Here is an 18,631-nt window from a genome sequence, read left to right on the forward strand (position 1 = left end):
AGGGGGGGGGGGTGCGTTTCGGGCTTGTTGGGGCCGAAACCCCCCGCCCTCCCCGGGGCGTTTCGTCCGCTTCGCCGAACGCGCTTCCTACCACGAACGGCAGGACACCGGCAGCGACTACCGCGTCATCTCAAACAGCTTCCCAACGTGCCTAGCACCACGGCGGGATGACCCCATTCGCGTTCTCCACCCAGCGGGCGGACACGTAGCCGCTGCCGTCCTTCAGCAGGTACCAGCGGGGGTTGCCTTCCACGACCTCTCCGTTGACCTTGCAGTCCAGGTTGATGATGGTGCCGTACGGGATGGAGCGGACGGGCTTGCTGCTCGTGTTCGGGTGCTTGCGCACGTTGAGCGACGGCTTGGCGATGACACGGCCCTTGGGGACGACGACTGCGGGAGCCTGGACGCCCTCAGCAGTGACGAAGGGCGCCGGGCCTGCCGGGTGGCCTGCGGCCACGGCGGGAACGGCCAGCGCCGTCCCGGCCAGTACAACCCCGGCGAGCAGGGAGGTGATCCGGTACCCGGTGTGCGGTGCGCGCATGATGGGTTCCTTCTTGTCGATGAGCCCCCGGGACCTCCCCGGCTGCAACACCTTCATGGCACGGACGAGGCACGGCGGGGCGCCATCCCCGTGCAGGACACGCCATTCCCACCCGAACGGCGGCACCAGCAAGGCGCCGACCGGTCGATTCTGGTACGCGTGCGCGTGGAGCCCGGCGACGAATACGTGGGCCTTGCCACGCCCGGTTCCTCGGTAGGCCGGTCGGGCCTCCGAGCCGGGGGCGGCTCCGGCGCCACCGAAGGCACCAAGGCGGCGGTTGCATCCTCGATCTGGCGATCGAACTCTCACGGGGGCGCACGTCAGGCACGATCAAGCGCGCGGTCCGGCAGTGTCGGCCGAGGCCTCACCGAGTCACTGACCTGCACATTTACCACCCCACCCTCACTGCGGCACCACCAACGCCACAGAGTGGTGCCATAAACGGCTCCCAATGGTGCCACCTATGTGCCATGATGGCGGCGTGGTCAGCGCACCCGGCCTCGCAGGCCGACGGGTGCGAGTTTCTCGGAGTGAGCAATCAGGGGGTCGGATCATGGAGACAACACAGAGCCAGCGGCAGGCGGCACCCGGCGCCTTCACAGCCTTCGCCCGCTTCGTGCTCTGCGGCGGCGGGGTGGGAATCGCCTCCAGCTTCGCCGTGGCGGCCCTCGCCTCCTGGATCCCCTGGATCCTGGCCAACGCCATGATCACCGCGGTCTCCACGCTCCTCGCCACCGAGCTGCACGCCCGCTTCACCTTCGGTGCGGGCGGGCGCGCGACCTGGCGTCAGCATGCGCAGTCGGCCGGGTCTGCCGCCGCCGCGTACGCGGTGACTTGCGTGGCGATGTTTGTCCTGCAGCAACTGGTGGCGGCGCCCGGTGCGATGCTTGAGCAGGTCGTCTACCTCTCAGCCTCCGCACTCGCCGGTGTCGCGCGGTTCGCGGTGCTGCGCCTCGTCGTCTTCGCGCGAAACCGCTCGCAGGCCGTGACGCCCGCCCGCACCGCCCCTCCCGTGCACTCGACCGCGGCCCCCGTCTCGGCCTCGGCCGACCCCTCGGTACTCTGCTACGCCGCCTGAGGGTTGTCCCCGTAACAGCTGGCCGCAGCTGAGATTCTGCGGGTAGTGGCGGCTGCGGCCAGGCAGAGGGTCGGTGACGCGGATGTGGATCACCTCACGGCTCGAACGATCTCGCGGAGCGTCCGTCGCACGCCAAAAGCTCGGTCCCGACGGCGTCGAAGTACAGGGTGAAGAACGAGAGCCGGTCTGCCGCGTCGATGGTCCCGGTACGCAGGTGCTCGCCGCGGTGCCGCGCGAGGATCTCAACGGTCTCGTCGAGGCCGAGGGTCTTCGGCAGACCGCGCCTCAACGACCCTCTCAGCCTCGTCGCGACGATGCCAGGGACCATCCAGTGGGGCACCAACCTGTCCGAGACCTGTACCTCGCCGCCGGCGGCGATGGCGTCTCGTGCTGCCTTGCACGCGCTCGTCCGGTCTGTGAGCATCGCGGCGACATCGGGCTGACTTGGGTGCTCGTCCTCGACGGCCACGCACTGACTGTAGAGATTGAATGTGGGCGTTGCTACAGGATTCGGAGTGCCCTGCGCGGGGCGGGAGACAGAGAAGGAAGCATTCGCGATGGTGACCGCGCTGCGCCGCGAAGGTGCGGATCCGGGCACGGCTCCGGCCGGGGCGTCTACCGCCGGGTCGTGGAAGGAGCGCTCGCGCTGCTGCTCCGGTTCCGCCGCCCGCGCACCCACTGGGAGATCCGCGACGACATCCACCACGCGTTCGTCACCCTCGGCTGCGCCGTCATCTGCCGGCGACAACTGCGCACCGCACTTTGTCGGGAGCAAGGGCAGGGCGGTGCACCCCAGGAGATGGCCTGCTCGATGTGCCAGAACGCACCCGTAGCGGCGGGCCCGCGCAGCCTCACATCCGGGCTCTCAGCACGTCGACCTCACAGCCCGCCGCGAACGGGTCGAACCCGTGCTCGACCAGCCAGCGAACCCCCAGCAGGCTTCGCACCGACCACCACGCGCGGATCACGTCGAGGTCGACGTCGGTGCCATAGCCGGCGACGACGTCAGCGAGGTGTTCCTCGTGTCCGAGCGTCACGGTGGCGAGGTCGAACAGGGCGTCACCCGGGCCCCCTTCGGACCAGTCGATGATGCCCGTGATCTCGTCACCGTCGACGAAGACGTGATCGAGCTGCAGGTCGCCGTGCGTGAACACCGGAGTCCACGGCCGGAGCGCGGCCTCGGCGACCTGGCGGTTGCGGGTGACCAGGTCGGCGGGCAGGACGCCGTTCGTCACGAGCAGCTCACACTCGCCGTCGAGTTCCGCCGCCAACTCGTCGGGACCCTGGCGGCGCCGGCCGGGCCAGGGCGGCAACGGCGCCTCGTGCAACTTCCGGATGACGGCACCCGCAGCGGCCCACGCCGCCGGGGACGCGGTCGACGGCTCGCCGAGACGGCCGAGTGCCGTCCCCGGGACCGCGGCGATCGCGAGCACGGACGGCTTGCGCCACAGAACCTCCGGGGTCGGGACCGGCGCCAGGGCCATCGCCTCGACCTCGACGTCGATACGCGCCTGATCGGCGTCCACCTTCAGGAACACATCGCCGACGCGCAGGGTCGCGCGCTCGGAATGGGCGACGACAACTTTGACCTCATCCATGGGCGATCAGTATCCCGGGGACGACCGGCCGCGTCGCCGGATTTATCGCGTGCGACAGCGCGGCTGACCGCGTCCTGCTACCCGGCGACCTCGTGCACGACACCGACTGCTGAACACGTCAAGCCCACCACTTTTGTTAGCAGTCCTTAGCACGTGTTATTGATCCCCCTGTGCCCTCCGACCGCCCTGGCGAGGGGCGCGACGCGGCGTGATCACTTCGGCTGGCGGCCGGTTCACGGGCGGGGCAACCCCTGCGCCGGGGACGGCCCTCGGTGGTCCCAGCAACACCCCCAAACGCACTGTCTGGCCGCACTGTTCTGTCGCCCCGTGTCCGCCAGAGTCGTGGAGGTCGGCGGACACGGCCGACGGATTCACCAGCAGGAGGGGAAACAGCATGTCCGGAGCAGCAGTTGGGGCACATCGCGGCGTGGCCCGACGAGGGTTCCTCGCCGGGGCCGCCGCCGTGACGGGTACGGCGCTGACGAGCACGGCGGCCGCCGGCACGGCACGCGCGGCCGGGACGAGGGCCGGAAACGGCTCCGACACCGGCCCGTTGGCGTTCACCCACGTCACCGTGATCGACGGATCGGGCGCAGCTCCGGCCATCGACATGACGGTCGTCGTCGAGGGGGGCCGCATCACCGGAATCGCCCCGAGCGCACTCATCCGGCTCCGCCCGGGCACCCGTACGGTCGACCTGACCGGCAAGTACCTGCTCCCGGGACTGATCGAGGCGCACACCCACAGCGACGGCCCGGAGACCGTGGTCCCGGCGCTGTACGCCCTCACCGGCGTCACCACGGTCCGGGAGATGCGGGGCCAGCCGGTCCACCACGAGTGGCGCGAGAAGATCCGCAGCGGTGCGCTGCTCGGCCCCCGCTGGGTGGTCGGCAGCGCCATCGTCGACGGCTCGCCCTCACTGTGGGCGGCCGACGTGGGGCCAACCATCGAGGTGCGCGACGCGGCCGAGGCCCGGCGCGCCGTACGGCAGGTCAAGCGCGAGGGCGCGGACTTCGTCAAGGTGTACTCCCGCCTGTCCCGCGAGTCCTACTTCGCCATCGCGGACGAGGCACGGCGCCAGGGCATCCCCCACCTCGGGCACTGCCCGGACACCGTACGGATCGCGGAGGCGAGCGCCACCGGCCACCGCACCATCGAGCACTTGCACGCGCTGCTCCTGGCGACCTCACGGCACGAGAAGGAGATACGGCGCCGCCTGGCCGCCGTACGGATCGACCCGCGCGACCCCAGCAGCCTGTCCCGCTACCACAGTTGGTTCCAGCAGGTGCATCCCCTCGAATGGCGGGCGGTGCAGGGCTACGACCGGGACCGGGCGGACTCCCTCTTCCGGAGCCTGGCGGCCGACGGGACCGCCGTCGTCCCCACACTCAGCGTGCACCGCACGCTGGAGCTGCCCGACGACGTTCCGTCCCGGGCCGAGGAGTGGAAGTACCTGCCCGCCTGGCAGGTGGAGAGCTGGCCGGACCAGCTGGCTGCCCTGACCGGTGGGCGCACCCCCGAGCAGGACCGGCAGATCCGCCGGATCTTCGCGCACCGGCTCCGGCTGGTGAGGGAGTTGCACGGCGCGGGTGTGCCGCTGGCGGCGGGCACCGACACCGGCACGGGGTACCTCGTCCCGGGATTCGCCCTCCACGACGAGCTGGCGCTGCTCGTGGCGGCCGGCCTCACCCCGGCCGAGGCCCTGCGCGCGGCCACGCGGGACGCGGCCCGCACCCTCGGCCTGCCGGCCGTCGGCACCGTGGCCCGCGGACAGGCCGCCGATCTGCTCGTCCTCGACGCCGACCCGCTGCGTGACATCCGCAACACCCGCCGCATCCACGGCGTGGTCGTCGACGGCAGGTGGATCCCGCCGGAGGAACGCCGCCGGCTGCTCGCGGCGGTGGAAAAGGCCGCCGCACAGACCCAGCCGCCCCAGGAGGGGGCGACCATGACGGGCTGCGGCTGCGGCGGACACCCCTGACCGCCCTCCGGAAGCGGCCTCGCCGGCGAGTTGAGCCGGCCGCACGTTCAGAGACGCGCTGCTGCGGCGCCTGTCCTTCGACGCCCATTCGCCGGCCCGCGAGGCGGGCGATCCGGAGGCCTCGGGCAACATGCGAGTGGGGCGGACCCGGAAGGCCGATGAAGCCGATGAATCGAATGGATCGAATGGATCAGAGACGATGGGGCGACCGTCACAGCAGGTCGCGCGGAACCGTCTCGTTCCAGGTGCGGGAGAAAACCCGCCTCTCGCCCTCGTACCCGTCCAGCGTGGCGTCGACGAAGAACTGCTCCTCGTCGGAGCGCAGCACGGTGCGGGTCTCCACCCGTACGTCCCAATCGGCCCGTCGGAAGCGCATCGTCCAGGTGGATTCGCCGCTGACCGAGCCGAAATCCTCGGCGACCGAGGTGTAGTACTCGCAGGCACGGCGGCCGACGTCCAGACCGATGTCCTCGAACCGGACCATGCCCCCGTCCTTCACGATCTTCAACTCGGCGTTGTAGTCGACCAGATCCCGCTTCACCTCCCAGCGCTGTTCCGTCTCAGTGAGCTGGGTGGTGGTGAGGGGCGGTGTGCCCTCGGGCTCGTCGAACGGGCTCCGGGCAAGGCCGTCAGGAGCGGTGGTCGGCCGTACCGGCAGCGTCAGGGTGCTCGCCCCCTCGTACACGCTCAGGAGCACCGGCCGGGGCGGTGGCCAGGCGAGTGGCCAGTACGACGTGGACAGCGACAGCCGGATGCGGTGACCGGGCGGGAAGGACTGGGCGACGCCGTTGAGGTGCACGGTGGCGCGGTAGCGGCGGCCCGGTTCCAGAGCCTCGGGAGCGTCCGGGTCGAGGCGGGTGAGATTCAGTACGCCGTACGAGACGCGGGTGGCGCTGCCGTCAGGGGTCACGTCCGACAGACGGGCGGCGACCGTGGCGACCGGCTCGTTGACGGACAGCTCCAGCTCGACGGTGGCCGAGCCGAGGATCTCCACCGTCTCGGTGAGCTGTTCGCTGTCGAAGACCAGGGACCCGCCGTCCTCCTCCCGTTGGTCGTACGGAAGGTCGGGGGGCGCGTTGTAGGAGGCCCACTTACCGGCGAACTGGCCGACGGACAGCGGTGATTGCACCGTCATGGCCTCCGCCTCCGCCTTCGCCCCCACCTCAGTCTCACGCCCTGCGGCCCCGGATACGGAGGCGGCCGACGAGGCGACGGGAAGGCCGATCCGGTGGCGGCTGAGTGGGCGCGTGACCGGCTCGATGTTCGGGGACGGCCAACTCGGCTCGGCCACCCAGCGGCCCGGCCGCTCCTCGTACGACGTGGAGGGCGGCACACTCTCCTGCATCCATGTCCGGAGCATGGGGCCGTCCATGACGCCGTTGTCCTCGCCCTTGAGCCAGTGGTCCCACCAGCGCACGACCTCCTGGAGGTAGCCGATGGCGGGGCCGGGCTCGCCGAGGTGCGGGAACTTGTGCGACCAGGGGCCGATCAGGCCCCTGCGTGGCACATCGAGATTCCCCAGCAGCCGGGTCACCGCGTTCGAGTACCCGTCGGCCCACCCGCTGGAGGCGAGCACCGGGCAGCGTACGGCCTGGTAGTCCTCACAGACCGAGGCGTGCCGCCAGTACTCGTCCCTGCGCTGGTGCCGCAGCCACTCCAGGACCCACGGGCGGGTGTTCTCCAGCCGCTCGTGCCACATGTCGCGCCAGCGCTCGCCGACGACCGCCGGATCGGGCGGACAGGTGGCGTAGGCGAACATGGTGCCCGCCTCGGCCAGATTGTCCGACAGCATGGCGCCACCCATGTAGTGCATGTCGTCGGCGTACCGGTCGTCGGTGAAGGAGGCGATGACGATGGCGCGCAGGCTCGGCGGCTGCCGGGCGGCGACCTGGAGCGCGGCGAAGGCGCCCCACGACAGGCCCATCATGCCGGTGGAGCCGTCGCACCACGGCTGTTCGGCGACCCAGGCGAGTACTTCCTCGGCGTCGCTCTGCTCCTGTTCCAGGTACTCGTCCCGCAGCACACCCTCCGAGTCGCCCGTGCCGCGCAGGTCAACACGGACGCAGGCGTAGCCGTGGCCGGCGATGTACGGGTGGTGCATCGAGTCGCGTACCGAGGTGAGGTCGCGCTTGCGGTACGGGATGTACTCGACCACCGCGGGCACCGGCTCGGCGTCCGACGAGACGGGGCGCCAGACGCGGGCCGACAGGCGGACTCCGTCGGACATGGGGATCTCGACGTGCGGTTCTTCCTTCGTCGCCGCGGGGAGATTGGTCACGTGACGCATAGGGCCGGTCGCTCCTTACTTCGCACGGTGGATTCCGTCAGGCATCGCGCCGGACATCGCATCGGATTCCGTCGGACATCGGGCCGGACATCGCGTCAGGCGTTCTTCTCCTGCCGCCCTCCGGGCGTCGTACGGTCGAAGACGAGACCCAGCGCGGCCACGCAGCGGTCGAACTTCTCCCGCAGGTCCTGCTCGCTGTCCCCGCCGGTGAAGATGTGGGCGATCTCGTAGCTGTAGCTGTCCTGGCCGGGCGCGGCGGACAGCCGCTGGCCCTCGTCGGGCACCATGTCGATCCGTACGCCGGGTATCTCGCGCTCGACGCGGACGATGTCCTCCGGCGTCGGCACGTCGTGCACGGCGCCGTCGGCGAACCAGCGGTAGTACCACTTCGCCGCCACCGCGTACGTTCCGCCCCGGTACGGGAGAGCGGGGTCCTCGCCCAGGGCGAGGCGGACCATGCAGTGGTGGTTGGGAACGCCGTCCACGTAGTGGAACATCTCGGCGTGCGACTGCGAGTGCCGCGGGTTGATCTCCAGCAGGTTGATCTCGTCCTCCTGCGGGTCGTAGAAGAACTCGACGCTGAAGGTCGCCCCGTCCATGCCTATCTGCCCGATCACACGCTTCGTGACGTCGCGCAACTGACGCAGGACGGGCTCGGGAAGCGTGGAGGGGTACTGGTGCCGCAGGAAGCTTGACGAGTCGGGGTAGTTGATGGAGTCCAGCACGCCGTAGATGGTGACCTCGCCACCGGAGGCGTAGCCCTCCACCGCGACTTGGATGCCGGACATGGCCTCCTCGGCCAGACAGACCTGACCGCCGACTCCGGCCATCTCCGGAGGCAGGTCGAGCCGCGCGAGGATGTCCTCGAAGGGGCGTCCGACACGGGCGATGCCTTCCTTTATGTCGGCGACAGCGGCGTCGAACTCGGCCCGGTCCTTGACGCCGAACGCCAGTTCCGACGAGTACGACAGCGCGGGCTTGAGCCACATCGGGAAGTTCACGCCCTCGGGCGGGCCGGGGGTGTCAGCGGTGAGGTCGACCATTCCGAAGGCCGGATGCCGGTCGGTCACCTTCCGCTGCTCCAGCCGGCTCCAGTACTTGTGCTCGCACTTGACGACCGACTCCAGGCTGGTGCTGCGCGTGCCGTAACGCTCACTCAGGATCGGTACGAGTGTGCTCACCGGGAAGTCCCAGTAGCCGACGATCGCGTCGATATCGCCGTCGAAAGCGTCCAGCACCCGCCTGGCCTTCTTCTCCAGGTCGTCCACCGACACCTCACCGACCTGGAGTTCTTCGAGGGACAGCAGCTGATGGAAGCGCACCGACCGCGCGTCGGGCACCTCACGCAGCATCGGCAGATTGGCCTGCTCCAGGCCCATCACGAATATGTTCTTCTCCTGCACGGGTCCTCTTCCATCGGTTGCGGGGTGCACTCCGTGTACCCACGTGCCGACGCTCAACCAGAGGTGCCCCACAGACCCTCCGTGCTCACGCGACGGGCTTCCCGACGAGGCGAGTTGGGAATCATCGGAACGTGACCGGCTCCGAAGACCAACCTCTCCTGACCGATGACCGTGGCAATACCCTGCTCTCCTTCACCCGGGGAGACGAGGCGACGCCGCCGACGGACGCGCCACTGCCGGCGGCACTGGTCGCTCTTTGGCGAGCCGGCCGGGTCCTCATGGTCTTCGATCAGTACCGCCGGTCCTGGGAACTTCCCGGCGGGCGTATCGAGCAGGGTGAATCGCCGCGTCAGGCGGCCGTGCGTGAGCTGTTGGAGGAGAGCGGGCAGGAGCCTGACGAACCGTTACGGTTCGTCGGCTATGCGGGATGTGTACTGGCACCCGACCAACGAGCCGAATATCTGGCGGTGTTCGCGGGTCACTGTGCCGAGGCCCGCGACTTCCGGGCCAACGAGGAGACCACAGCCATTCGCTGGTGGGATCTTCTGGAAGTTCTTCCGGGACATGTGCAGCTCCTGGACGCCTATCTCGCCGAGCTCACGCGCCGGCCCGGCGGACCCGCGTCACCCTAGTCACCCGCGCCACACGCACCGTTGCGGCGCTCGTCGACGCGGTGATGGATCGCGAGGCCGAGTTCGGCGATGCGGCGGAGCCCTGGTTGTCGAACCAAGCCTCGAAGGTGTCGGCACCGTCAGCAGGGAAGGACCGCGTGGATGGTTTTCCCGGGGCCGGGGCCCGGGGTGATGGTCACGTTCCTGGCGAGGCGCCGGATCATGTGCCAGCCGAAGCCTCCGGTGCCGCCGTCGAGGTCCGGGGCCCGCTCGCGCGGAGGGAGTGGGCTGGGGTCGCTGACGGCGATGTGTACGGCGCCCGGGTCGGCGGTGAGTTCCAGGGTGTAGTGGCCCCCGCCGTGGCGCAGTGCGTTGGTGGCGAGTTCGGACACCACGAGGGCCAGGGTGTCGGCGCTGGTGGTGTCCGGGGCGGGACGGAGGCCGTTGGCGAAGGCCCGAGCCACATCGCGGGCCCGGGAGATACCGGCTGGGCTGTCGTCCGCGATCACGAGACTCGCCGGAGTCGCCGTTGCGGCCGTGGTGCCGTTCATGCGCTTCACCCACCTGTTTCCGGTTGCTGCGCTGAAGTGGGCTTGTTCCCGGTCCATCAGCCTTCACACACCCGGCGAGGAAGCTTTCCGGTGCATTCGGGTGACAGGACATGACTCCCCGTTGTCACAGAAAATCTGTCGTGGCGGGAGTAGACATCTGGCTTCCCGCAGGGCTAACGTTCTTCTCGTAGCCAGACAGCGAAAAGGGCACGGCAGAGATGAACTGCCGTGCATGCAGGTCAAGCAGGTTGTGGAACGGCAGTGGAGTGGCGGGGCCAGAATCGGTGGGTCCCACTACTGACTGCCGGGCCGTGCGGCCCCAGGGGCCGCAAGCAGTCCCGCAGGAACCAGCAGTACGACCCGAAGGAAGTGAGGAGTAGACACCGTCAGGATCGCCCGGGCGAGCAGCACGGCGCTCGGGTACCGCAGGCCCCAGAACGGAAGGTGGTCCCCGGTCACGCATAGGCGATCCCCGCAGCCCCGCCAAATCCCCCGGGCGGCAAGCGGAAAACGAAAGCCGACGCTCACAGTCGGCAGATGGTGTTGAAACCCCGGGCCCGGGTGCCGTTACGGCACCCGGGCCCCTCGACGCGTCCAGGAAAAAGAGGTGCTATGCCCCCTGAGAAACCCCACCCCACCAACAACCTCGATGACGACGACTACCCCGCCTACACCATGGGCCGCGCCGCCGACATGCTCGGCACCACCCCCGCCTTCCTCCGCGCCCTCGGTGAGAACCGGCTCATCACCCCACTGCGCTCGGACGGCGGCCACCGCCGCTACTCCCGCTATCAGTTGCGCATCGCCGCCCGCGCCCGCGAACTCGTCGACAGCGGCACCCAGATCGAAGCGGCCTGCCGCATCATCATCCTCGAGGACCAACTCGAAGAAGCCCTGCGCATCAACGAACAGCAGCGCAAGCACGCTCAGTAGCGTTCCCCGCTAGGACTCCTCCGCCGTCGTCCAGGGCTGCTCCGCCCAGATGGTCTTGCCCGCCGAGGATCGGCGGGTGCCCCACTTGTGGGTGATCTGGGAGACGATGAAGAGACCACGGCCGCCCTCGTCGGTCACTCTGGCGTGCCGGAGGTCGGGTGTCACGGGGCTGGAGTCCGCCACCTCGACGGTCAGGGACTGGTCGAGGATGAGACGCAGCGTGATGGGCGGTGTGCCGTAGCGCACGGCGTTGGTGACCAGTTCGCTCACCAGCAGGCCGGCGGAGTCGACGCTGTCCTCGGAGACGGGGTGGGAGAGACCGTTCAGCCAGTGCCGGGTCAGTCGGCGGGCCTCCGAGGCGGCCCGGTCCTCCGCGGGAAGATCCCACACCGCGGTCGTGTCGGCCGACAGCTCGTGGGTGCGGGCCAGCAGCGCGGTGCCGGTGTGGCGGGGGCTGGCCGCCAGTCGGGTGAACAGACCGTCCGCCAGGTCCTGCGCCGAGTCGTAGACGGCGAGGAGCCGGTTGATGACTTCCGTACTGAGCGCCTGGTCCATGTCGTCACCGGCGAGGATGAGGGTGGTCCCGCTCTCCAGGGTCCGGCCGGCCATCGCGAACGGCGCGGTGTCGGGCGCGCCCAGGCGGGGGCCGACGGGCGCGTCGATCCGGTCCATCCGGCCGTCCGGGCCGATCACCCGTGGCCCGCGCTGTCCGGCGCACGCGACCAGGCAGGCTTTCGTCACCGGATCGTAGAGGGCGAAGGTGCAACTGGCGGTCAGGGCGGGGGCGTTGGGATCCATGGTGGTCCGGTCCTCCGACAGCCGGGTCACGGCGTCGCCGAGCCGCGCGAGCAGTTCGTCCGGCTGGAGTTCAAGGTCGGCCAGGGCGCGCAGCGCGGTGCGCAGATGCCCCATGGTGGCGAGGGCGTGCGGTCCGGCGCCGTCGACCTCGCCCACGGCCAGCGCGCACCGGGCCCCTGACAGCGGCGTGACGTCGAACCACGTGCGGCTCTCCGAGCTGGGAGACAGCGCGACGTACGCGGTGTCGATGCCCAGTTGGGGGGTGGGCCGCTTGGGAAGGAGTTTGCGGTGCACCGTGGAGGCCAGGGCGCGGTCGTGGGCGGCGCGCCGGGCGTTGTCCAGACAGAGGGCCGCGTGTGTGGCGGCGTCCTCCATGGCGGGCAGGTCGGCCTTGGTGAAGTGCTCGGAGTCACCGCACCGCAGGAGGCGTACAAGCCCCAGCACCCGGCCCCGGACGGTGAGCGGAGCCACGATCATGGTGTGGGCGCCCGCCTGTCCCAGTGCGGTGGCTCTCGACGGGGAGTCGGTGAGGCCGTCGCCGTCGGCGTCCGCCTGTACGAGCACCGGTCGTTGCTCGCGCAGTGCCCTGTTGAACGCGGGTTCCTCGCCGACCGGGCTGACCTCACCGACGCCCTCGTCGGGGTCGGCCGGCCCGCTCGTACGGAACGCCGCACGCCGGAGCAGCAGCTTCTCGGTCTCCACGGGCCGCAGCGGCGGATAGTCGCCGCCGGCGACCTGCTCGGTGAGGGCGACGAGAGCGACGTCGGCGAAGCCTGGAACCAGCGCGTCGGCGAAGTCCTGGCAGTTCTCCATCACCTGGAGGGAGCGGCCCACGAGTTCGCGGACGCGCGCGACGGCGGCGGCCCGCTCGCGGCCGCGTTCCCGGCGGGACACATCCAGCAGGGTCAGCGCCAGTCCGATCGGCTCCCCCTCCGGTTGGCGCAGCCGGAAGGCGGAGACGGAGTAGTACTGCCGCCGGCGGGGTCCGACCGTGGTGAAAGCCGTGACCAACCGCGAGAACTCCGGTGTCCCGTTCTCCAGCACCTCGCGGGCGGCCGCGAGGTCCCGTGCCGGGTTCTCCAGGTCGTACGCCTCGTCCAGGCGCTTACCGAGGAGCTCGTCGGGCGAGCGGCCGTACATCGCCCTGGCCGCCGTACTGACCCGCACCAGCCGCAGGTCCCGGTCGAGGACTATCAGGCCCAGCTGCGATTCGGCGAACAGCGCTCGTACCAGCGCGCCCTCCATGTCGGGCTCCGCACCGTCGGCGTCGGACGCGTAGACCTCCCACCCCTCGGCACCCGGCCGGGGTACCGCGCGCAGCGAGACACCGGATCCGGCGACGGCCTCAGCGGCCCCACGGCTGAGCACACCTTCCGCCGGACGGCCGAACAGGCGGGCGGCGGCATCGCTCCATGACATCACCCGTCCGGCGTCGTCCACGGTGAACAGCGGCTCCAGCGTCCGTCCCATCGATGCCTGCCGATCTCGCGTCCGACCGTGTCCGGCTGCCACGCCGGGGCTTGTCCGTCGCTTCACATCATCGCCGCGAACGGGTCGTCCGTCCTGTTCGGCGGCCCCGTCCGGTGGGGCCGGCCGGTGCTCAGCCGGTGCTCACTCGAAGAACTTGAGGCTGTAGCCGACGGTGCTGGTCGCGCCGGGGACGTTCGCCCGGCGGTACGTCGTGTTGCCCCACCAGACGGCGGTGCCCGTGTACCAGTAGCGGTTGGACCACGAGTACGGCGTGCCCTTGGCCACCGCGTGGAACATGGTCGGGAACCGGTTGCCGGACGGCGGGCCGGCGGCGACGTCGCCGCGTGGCAGGACGAACGTGTGGTGGCCGGGACCGTCGACATTCAGTGTCGGGTCCCAGCCCGACATCATGGTCGCGGCGTGCGAGCCGAACAGACAGCCGTTGCTCTTGTACCAGTCCCACACGTACGTCGGGTCGCCACCGGCCCTCAGCCGCAGGTCGGCGATGCAGTACTGGTCGCTCCAACTGCCGTTCGCGGAGTACACGATGTGCAGCTGCCCGCTGGGGTCGACGATCGGCTGGGGTGCCTCGTTGATGTATGGGTTGCCCACGACCCGTTCCCACGGCTCGCGCGGCTGCGATACGACGTAACGGCCGCCGGTGGTCGTGGTGGGGCTGCTCATCCGGGCGATGTAGAGGTTCTGCTCGACGTTGGTGTCACCGGCCCAGCCTGACCACACGAACCAGCGCTGGCCGCCGAAGGTGAACGGCACCCCGTCGATCGCCCACTTGTCGTCGGGAAGGGCGACCTTGGTGGCGGCGGAATAGCCGGTGTCCGGGCTGGCCGAGCTGATGTGGTACGTCCGGTGGGCCGCACCGGTGCCGGCGGCGAAGTAGATGCGGTACTGACCGTCGTGGTGCACGATCTCCGGGGCCCAGACCTCGCCGAGGTTGCCGGTGTCCTGCCACACCTGGTGCTTGGGCGCGGTGGCGACGTCCTCCAGGGTGGAAGCCGACCGCACCGCGATGCCGCCGTCCACGGACTTGGCGGAGACGTAGAGGTCGCCGACCTTGATGACGCTCGGGTCGGCGCCGCCGACGAGGGGGCGGCCGAGCGTGGACGGCTGGTCGTCCGTCACCGCGGTGGCGGCTTCCGCGGGTCCGGCGGTGGTCACCTGCCCGAAGACAAGTGTGCCGACGAGTCCGAGGGAAACCAGGCCGGCGAGCCATCGCGCAGGGGACATCAGGTTCCTCCTGGTCATGTCCACGACAGAGAGCGCTCTCAATAGTCGCCACGCGGTGAGCGGCCGTCAATAGACGAGTGACCGTGGCACCTTCGTCGGGGTCACTCGACCAGGCGCAGCCGGGCCGCCGCGAGTGCCGCGTGGCCGGCCGGTGCCGGGTGGACGCCGTCCGCGGACCGGTACTCCGGCCCGGTCGTCGCGGCGAGCCGATGCGGGACGGACGAGGCGTCGCGGCCGACCAGCGGGTGTTCGCCGCCGAGGTCGTAGCGGTTCGAGGAGCCCGACGTTCTCTTGTAGACGTACGTCGTTCCGTCCGGCGTTCCGAGCACGTCGCGTACGAGTTTCTTGATCGCCTGGGCCTGTGGGCCCGGCTTCATGACCGCCGTCTGGGCGCGTGTCCAGTCGAGTGTCTGTGCGCCGATCGGACGGCGCTCGCGGGTGTACGTGTCGAGAAGCCCGTCCGGCGCGTGCCTGTGCACGGGCGCCGCGAGTTTCCAACCCACGTTGATGGCATCGCCGACACCGGTGTTGAGTCCCTGCGCCCCAAGGGGAGAGTGGAGTCGGTTGCCGCGACCGGTCGAACGCGCCGCCGTCGAAGTCCATCATGCCGATGTGCCCTGGCGTGGGCATCTGGAGGTACATGCCGGTCGGCGTCAGATTGAAGCCGGGGCTCGGTTTCTCCGGATCGGCGATGGTGGCGAGCGTGGTGTAGCCGGTGAACTGCGGCTCGGTGCCGACGAAGTCGAAGCCCGGGCGCCGAAGAGGCGCTGGGGCGGGCCGATCCGGCGCTGCTGCACAGCGCGGCACCTTCCGAGTTGGGTGGCGCTCGGGCGCGGGGGGCGTAGAGCTGCGGCGTTGAGCACCGCGTGCCAGTCGGCGGAGATCGTGGGCGGGGTGCCGTCGCCAAGGCCGATCAGAACGTGCGCATGAGACCCCAGGGGCCGCGATCCCGCGTCACGGCAACGAGCGTGTAAGCCAGACCACTTCACCGCTGTCGTCCGTGGAAACGTGATCCCGCTCGAACCCGAGCTTCTCGAGGACACGCAACGACGGTGCGTTCCACGCGCCCACGGTCGACCAGAGCCGTTTCCGCCCGGTCGCGACAGCGGCGTCGAGCACCCCGCCGGCCGCCTCGGTGGCGTAGCCACGCCCATGCACGCGCTGGAACAACTCGTACGCGATCTCAGGCTCCTCCAGGGTGGAGCGGCCGATGATCAACCCGCAGTAGCCGATGAAGTCGCCCTCCTCACGGCGCTGAATGGGCAGCAGGGCGATTCCCGTTTCCGCCGTCGCGGCGAGCAGCTTCACGATGGACGTCCGGGCGTACTCGGCCGTGGGCGTCCCGTTGCCGCGTTCGGAGAGGAGGGCACTGAACTCGGCGGCGTCCGACTCGGCCCACGGCCGTAGTGTCAGCCGCTCGGTCTCAAGGTGGTACGACATCGTCTCGTACGTAGGCATACCTCTACTCTGCCGCACGGGTCACCACGAACCGCACATGGAGTACCGCGCCGTGTTCGGGACACCCCGAGCCTCTCACGTGGGTCTCGCCCGTCCTACACCGGCGAAGTACCGTGTGCGCATGGCTTCAACAGGCCGAAGACGGGGGGCGCAACGATGACGAACGGGGTTCGCGCACAGCAACGGGAGCAGACACGGCACACGTTGCTGCGGGAGAGCCGACGGCTCTTCTCGAAGCTGGGTTACGCCGCCGTGGGTCTGTCGGAGATCGTCGGGGCCGCCGGGGTGACCAAAGGCGCGCTGTACCACCACTTCGCCAGCAAGGCCGAACTGTTCCGGGCCGTACTGGAGCAGGTGCAGCAGGAGGTCGCCACGCTCGTCGCGGCGGAGGCGGATGTCCAGGACGACGCCTGGGACCAGTTCACCCACGGCTGCCAGGCGTTCCTAAGCGCGTCCACCGACCCCGCGATCCAGCGCATCATGCTCGTCGACGGGCCGGCGGTGCTCGGGTGGCGGGACTGGCGAGCGATGAACGAGGCCACCTCCGGCCGGCACCTGGCCCAGGCTCTCACCGTCCTGATCCACGAGGGCACCATCCCCGCACAGCCGGTCACGCCGCTCGCCCATCTGCTGTCGGGGGCCATGAACGAGGCGGCGTTATGGCTGGCGACGTCGGACGACTCCACCGATCTCGATGACGCCCGGCAGGCGTTGGCGCGGATGCTGGAGGCGCTGCGGGCGAAGTGAGCGCGGGCCGGTCCGCAGCCGTGACGAGGTAGTGGCCGTGCACAAAGCGACTTCCGCTTGGTCAGGCCAGTGCCGGTGCGACGACATCGATCCGGACCCCGTTGGGGTCGGTGATGACGAGGTGTCTCCGGTCCGGGCGCGCTGTCGCCCCGAGTGCGGCGATCCGGTCCCACTCCTCCGACGTGTCGTCCACCGCGAGGGTGAGCCGCACCGCGCGCACCGGCCGGAGCAGCGCCTCCGGCAGTGCCGGGTGGGAGTGGTCGAGCAGGGCCAGCTCGTGCTGTCGCCCGTCGGGCCGGCTGAGACCGGCGTACCACTGGGTCGTGAACGTGGCGGTGAAGCCGAACAGTCTGTTGTAGAAGCCGCGGGACTCCCCCAGCCGCGAGGTGCAGATCACCGGACAGAAGCTGGTCAGCATAGGGCGCCATCTCCACTCACGTACCGACGGTATGCGAATCGAACCTAATTGCATACCGTTGGCATGTCAACTTTGGCCCTTCTCCTCCAACGAGCCGACGCCGCCCAGGACATGGGCGTACGCCGACCAGTTCAGCTCGTCCGGTCCGATGGGCACCCGCACCCACCGTGGGACCGCCAGCGCCGCGGCGTACGTGCGGTCCTGCGGGCCGCAGGACAGGTTGACGACGCTCCAGCCGACAGGCCGCCCCTCTCCCCCCGCTCCCAGGTAGTCCCGGTCCAGTCCCCGGCTGAGCCCCGTCCCCAACGCTTTGAGGTACGCCTCCTTGCGCGTCCACAACCGGCAGAATTCCAGGGGTCGTTCGGCCCGGGGAACCCGGAGCAGTTCCGCACGCTCGCGCGGATGCAGCCGCGCCAGGCACAGTTCGACCGTCCGACGGTCGGGCAGTCGCTCCACGTCGACCCCGACGAGCACGTCGGCGACCCCGACGAGCGTGCTGCCGGCGCAGTGGGAGAGGGAGAAGTGCAGGTCCCCGGGGCCGTCGAGGAGAATCGGCCGGCCGTCCGGCCCGCCGCAGTGCGCGCACCGGTCACGGCCGAACCGAAGGTCGCGGGGGTGGACGCCGAGCCGGTCACCCAGCAGCAGCCGCAGCCCCACGTGCGCCGCGAGATACATCAGCCGGTCGCGCCGGTGGGTGAAGGATGCCGCCCTGGCCTGCTCCCGCGCGTCGAGCAGGGAGAGCGAGAGGTCCTCCCGCCACGGGGGCGCCTGCCGCAGCGCCCATACGTGGACTTCGCCCGTCGGACGCATCGCCGATGCCATGTCGACCTGCCTTCGATCCGGCGGACGTGACGTGGGGGCGGACACCTCGTTGAGACAGGACGACCGCGACGACCGCCAACTCGCCCCGGAACGGTGCTGTGATGACGCCCTCTGCCCTGACCAGCTTCTATCCCGTGCTCTGCACCGAGCGGCTCAGTGAGTCCGTGGCGTTCTACAGCACGCTGTTCGGATTCGAGACGACCTACACGAGCGACTGGTACGTCAGCCTGCGGCTGCCCGAGCCGCCGCACTACGAACTGGCTCTCGTCGCCGCCGGGCACGAGACCGTGCCTGCGGCCTACCGTCGGCCGGCCCAGGGGCTGCTCCTCAACTTCGAGGTGGCCGACGCCGACGCCGAGTACGCGCGGCTCGTGACGGGCGCCGGCCTGAAGGTCGAACTCCCCCTGCGCAGCGAGGCGTTCGGCCAGCGTCACTTCATCGTCGCCGCGCCCGACGGCGTACTGATCGATGTCATCACGCCCATCGCGCCCACGGAGGCGTACGCGGACGCCTATCAGGATCCGTCCGGCACCTAGGTCCTGTTCGACGTGTGCGCCGGAGTGTGCGGCCCCCCGGCGCGGGCGCCGGGCCCCCCCCCGCCCGGGCCGGGCCGGGCGGGTAACCGCCCCCGTGTCCGGCGGGGCGGCGCCCGGCCCCGCACCCGACGGAACCGCCGCGGGCACGCCCCCC

The 18,631-nt window shown here is 70.1% G+C and carries 17 protein-coding genes and 1 pseudogene; 6 read left to right on the forward strand and 12 right to left on the reverse strand.

Features of this window, described 5'->3' with window-relative positions; genetic code table 11:
* Positions 1-151: 151 nt before the first annotated feature.
* Positions 152-541 (reverse strand): SH3 domain-containing protein, encoded by a 390-nt coding sequence (locus tag ACFT9I_RS23995; protein ID WP_382567289.1) that lies wholly within the window; start codon positions 539-541, stop codon positions 152-154.
* 553 nt (positions 542-1,094) lie between these two features.
* Between ACFT9I_RS23995 and ACFT9I_RS24000 the strand changes: the two genes are divergently transcribed.
* Complete coding sequence (locus ACFT9I_RS24000; protein WP_382567291.1) at positions 1,095-1,619, forward strand: hypothetical protein; 525 nt, start codon at positions 1,095-1,097, stop codon at positions 1,617-1,619.
* A 94-nt stretch (positions 1,620-1,713) separates the two neighbouring features.
* Here the strand turns inward: ACFT9I_RS24000 and ACFT9I_RS24005 are convergent, their stop codons facing one another.
* Positions 1,714-2,088 carry a hypothetical protein gene (locus ACFT9I_RS24005; protein ID WP_382567292.1) on the reverse strand — a complete coding sequence of 125 codons (375 nt, stop codon included), beginning with the start codon at positions 2,086-2,088 and terminating at the stop codon, positions 1,714-1,716.
* 382 nt (positions 2,089-2,470) lie between these two features.
* Complete coding sequence (locus tag ACFT9I_RS24010) at positions 2,471-3,217, reverse strand: phosphotransferase family protein (protein WP_382567293.1); 747 nt, start codon at positions 3,215-3,217, stop codon at positions 2,471-2,473.
* A 394-nt stretch (positions 3,218-3,611) separates the two neighbouring features.
* Between ACFT9I_RS24010 and ACFT9I_RS24015 the strand changes: the two genes are divergently transcribed.
* The gene (locus tag ACFT9I_RS24015) at positions 3,612-5,198 is read left to right on the forward strand and encodes an amidohydrolase family protein (protein ID WP_382567294.1); all 1,587 of its coding nucleotides are present in this window, start codon (positions 3,612-3,614) and stop codon (positions 5,196-5,198) included.
* Between the two features lie 211 nt (positions 5,199-5,409).
* On the opposite strand, the gene ACFT9I_RS24020 is transcribed toward ACFT9I_RS24015, so the two are convergent.
* Together ACFT9I_RS24020 and ACFT9I_RS24025 are read right to left on the reverse strand one after the other, a co-directional pair.
* Positions 5,410-7,485 (reverse strand): CocE/NonD family hydrolase, encoded by a 2,076-nt coding sequence (locus ACFT9I_RS24020; RefSeq protein ID WP_382567295.1) that lies wholly within the window; start codon positions 7,483-7,485, stop codon positions 5,410-5,412.
* Positions 7,486-7,580: 95 nt separating this feature from the next.
* Complete coding sequence (locus tag ACFT9I_RS24025; RefSeq protein ID WP_382567323.1) at positions 7,581-8,864, reverse strand: acetyl-CoA carboxylase biotin carboxylase subunit family protein; 1,284 nt, start codon at positions 8,862-8,864, stop codon at positions 7,581-7,583.
* A 155-nt stretch (positions 8,865-9,019) separates the two neighbouring features.
* Between ACFT9I_RS24025 and ACFT9I_RS24030 the strand changes: the two genes are divergently transcribed.
* The gene (locus ACFT9I_RS24030; protein WP_382567296.1) at positions 9,020-9,520 is read left to right on the forward strand and encodes an NUDIX hydrolase; all 501 of its coding nucleotides are present in this window, start codon (positions 9,020-9,022) and stop codon (positions 9,518-9,520) included.
* A 119-nt stretch (positions 9,521-9,639) separates the two neighbouring features.
* Here ACFT9I_RS24030 and ACFT9I_RS24035 read toward each other — a convergent pair whose 3' ends face one another.
* The gene (locus tag ACFT9I_RS24035) at positions 9,640-10,050 is read right to left on the reverse strand and encodes an ATP-binding protein (protein ID WP_382567298.1); all 411 of its coding nucleotides are present in this window, start codon (positions 10,048-10,050) and stop codon (positions 9,640-9,642) included.
* A gap of 612 nt (positions 10,051-10,662) precedes the next feature.
* Here ACFT9I_RS24035 and ACFT9I_RS24040 point away from each other — a divergent pair.
* On the forward strand, positions 10,663-10,983 hold the full coding sequence (locus ACFT9I_RS24040) for a MerR family transcriptional regulator (RefSeq protein WP_382567300.1): 321 nt from the start codon (positions 10,663-10,665) through the stop codon (positions 10,981-10,983).
* Positions 10,984-10,992: 9 nt separating this feature from the next.
* Here the strand turns inward: ACFT9I_RS24040 and ACFT9I_RS24045 are convergent, their stop codons facing one another.
* From ACFT9I_RS24045 to ACFT9I_RS24060, 4 genes and pseudogenes are all read right to left on the reverse strand, one after another.
* The gene (locus ACFT9I_RS24045; protein WP_382567302.1) at positions 10,993-13,251 is read right to left on the reverse strand and encodes a PAS domain-containing protein; all 2,259 of its coding nucleotides are present in this window, start codon (positions 13,249-13,251) and stop codon (positions 10,993-10,995) included.
* Between the two features lie 141 nt (positions 13,252-13,392).
* Entirely contained in the window at positions 13,393-14,496 is a 1,104-nt protein-coding gene (locus ACFT9I_RS24050) for a glycoside hydrolase family 43 protein (protein WP_382567305.1), read from the reverse strand.
* A gap of 164 nt (positions 14,497-14,660) precedes the next feature.
* Positions 14,661-15,255: pseudogene (locus ACFT9I_RS24055) on the reverse strand (FAD-dependent monooxygenase); the annotation flags it as partial.
* Positions 15,256-15,450: 195 nt separating this feature from the next.
* Positions 15,451-15,954: a GNAT family N-acetyltransferase gene (locus tag ACFT9I_RS24060; RefSeq protein ID WP_382567307.1), complete on the reverse strand. Its 504-nt coding sequence runs from the start codon at positions 15,952-15,954 to the stop codon at positions 15,451-15,453.
* A 156-nt stretch (positions 15,955-16,110) separates the two neighbouring features.
* On the opposite strand from ACFT9I_RS24060, the gene ACFT9I_RS24065 reads away from it, so the two are divergent.
* The gene (locus ACFT9I_RS24065) at positions 16,111-16,701 is read left to right on the forward strand and encodes a TetR/AcrR family transcriptional regulator (RefSeq protein ID WP_382567309.1); all 591 of its coding nucleotides are present in this window, start codon (positions 16,111-16,113) and stop codon (positions 16,699-16,701) included.
* Positions 16,702-16,762: 61 nt separating this feature from the next.
* On the opposite strand, the gene ACFT9I_RS24070 is transcribed toward ACFT9I_RS24065, so the two are convergent.
* Together ACFT9I_RS24070 and ACFT9I_RS24075 are read right to left on the reverse strand one after the other, a co-directional pair.
* Positions 16,763-17,119, reverse strand: a complete 357-nt coding sequence (locus ACFT9I_RS24070; protein ID WP_382567311.1) for a VOC family protein — start codon at positions 17,117-17,119, stop codon at positions 16,763-16,765.
* Positions 17,120-17,185: 66 nt separating this feature from the next.
* Complete coding sequence (locus tag ACFT9I_RS24075; protein WP_382567313.1) at positions 17,186-17,941, reverse strand: 4'-phosphopantetheinyl transferase family protein; 756 nt, start codon at positions 17,939-17,941, stop codon at positions 17,186-17,188.
* 101 nt (positions 17,942-18,042) lie between these two features.
* Here ACFT9I_RS24075 and ACFT9I_RS24080 point away from each other — a divergent pair, with 101 nt between their 5' ends.
* Complete coding sequence (locus ACFT9I_RS24080; protein WP_382567315.1) at positions 18,043-18,477, forward strand: VOC family protein; 435 nt, start codon at positions 18,043-18,045, stop codon at positions 18,475-18,477.
* Positions 18,478-18,631: the final 154 nt, after the last annotated feature.

Origin of the sequence: Streptomyces sp. NPDC057137 (assembly GCF_042670825.1) — a bacterium.
Classification (GTDB): Bacteria; Actinomycetota; Actinomycetes; order Streptomycetales; family Streptomycetaceae; genus Streptomyces.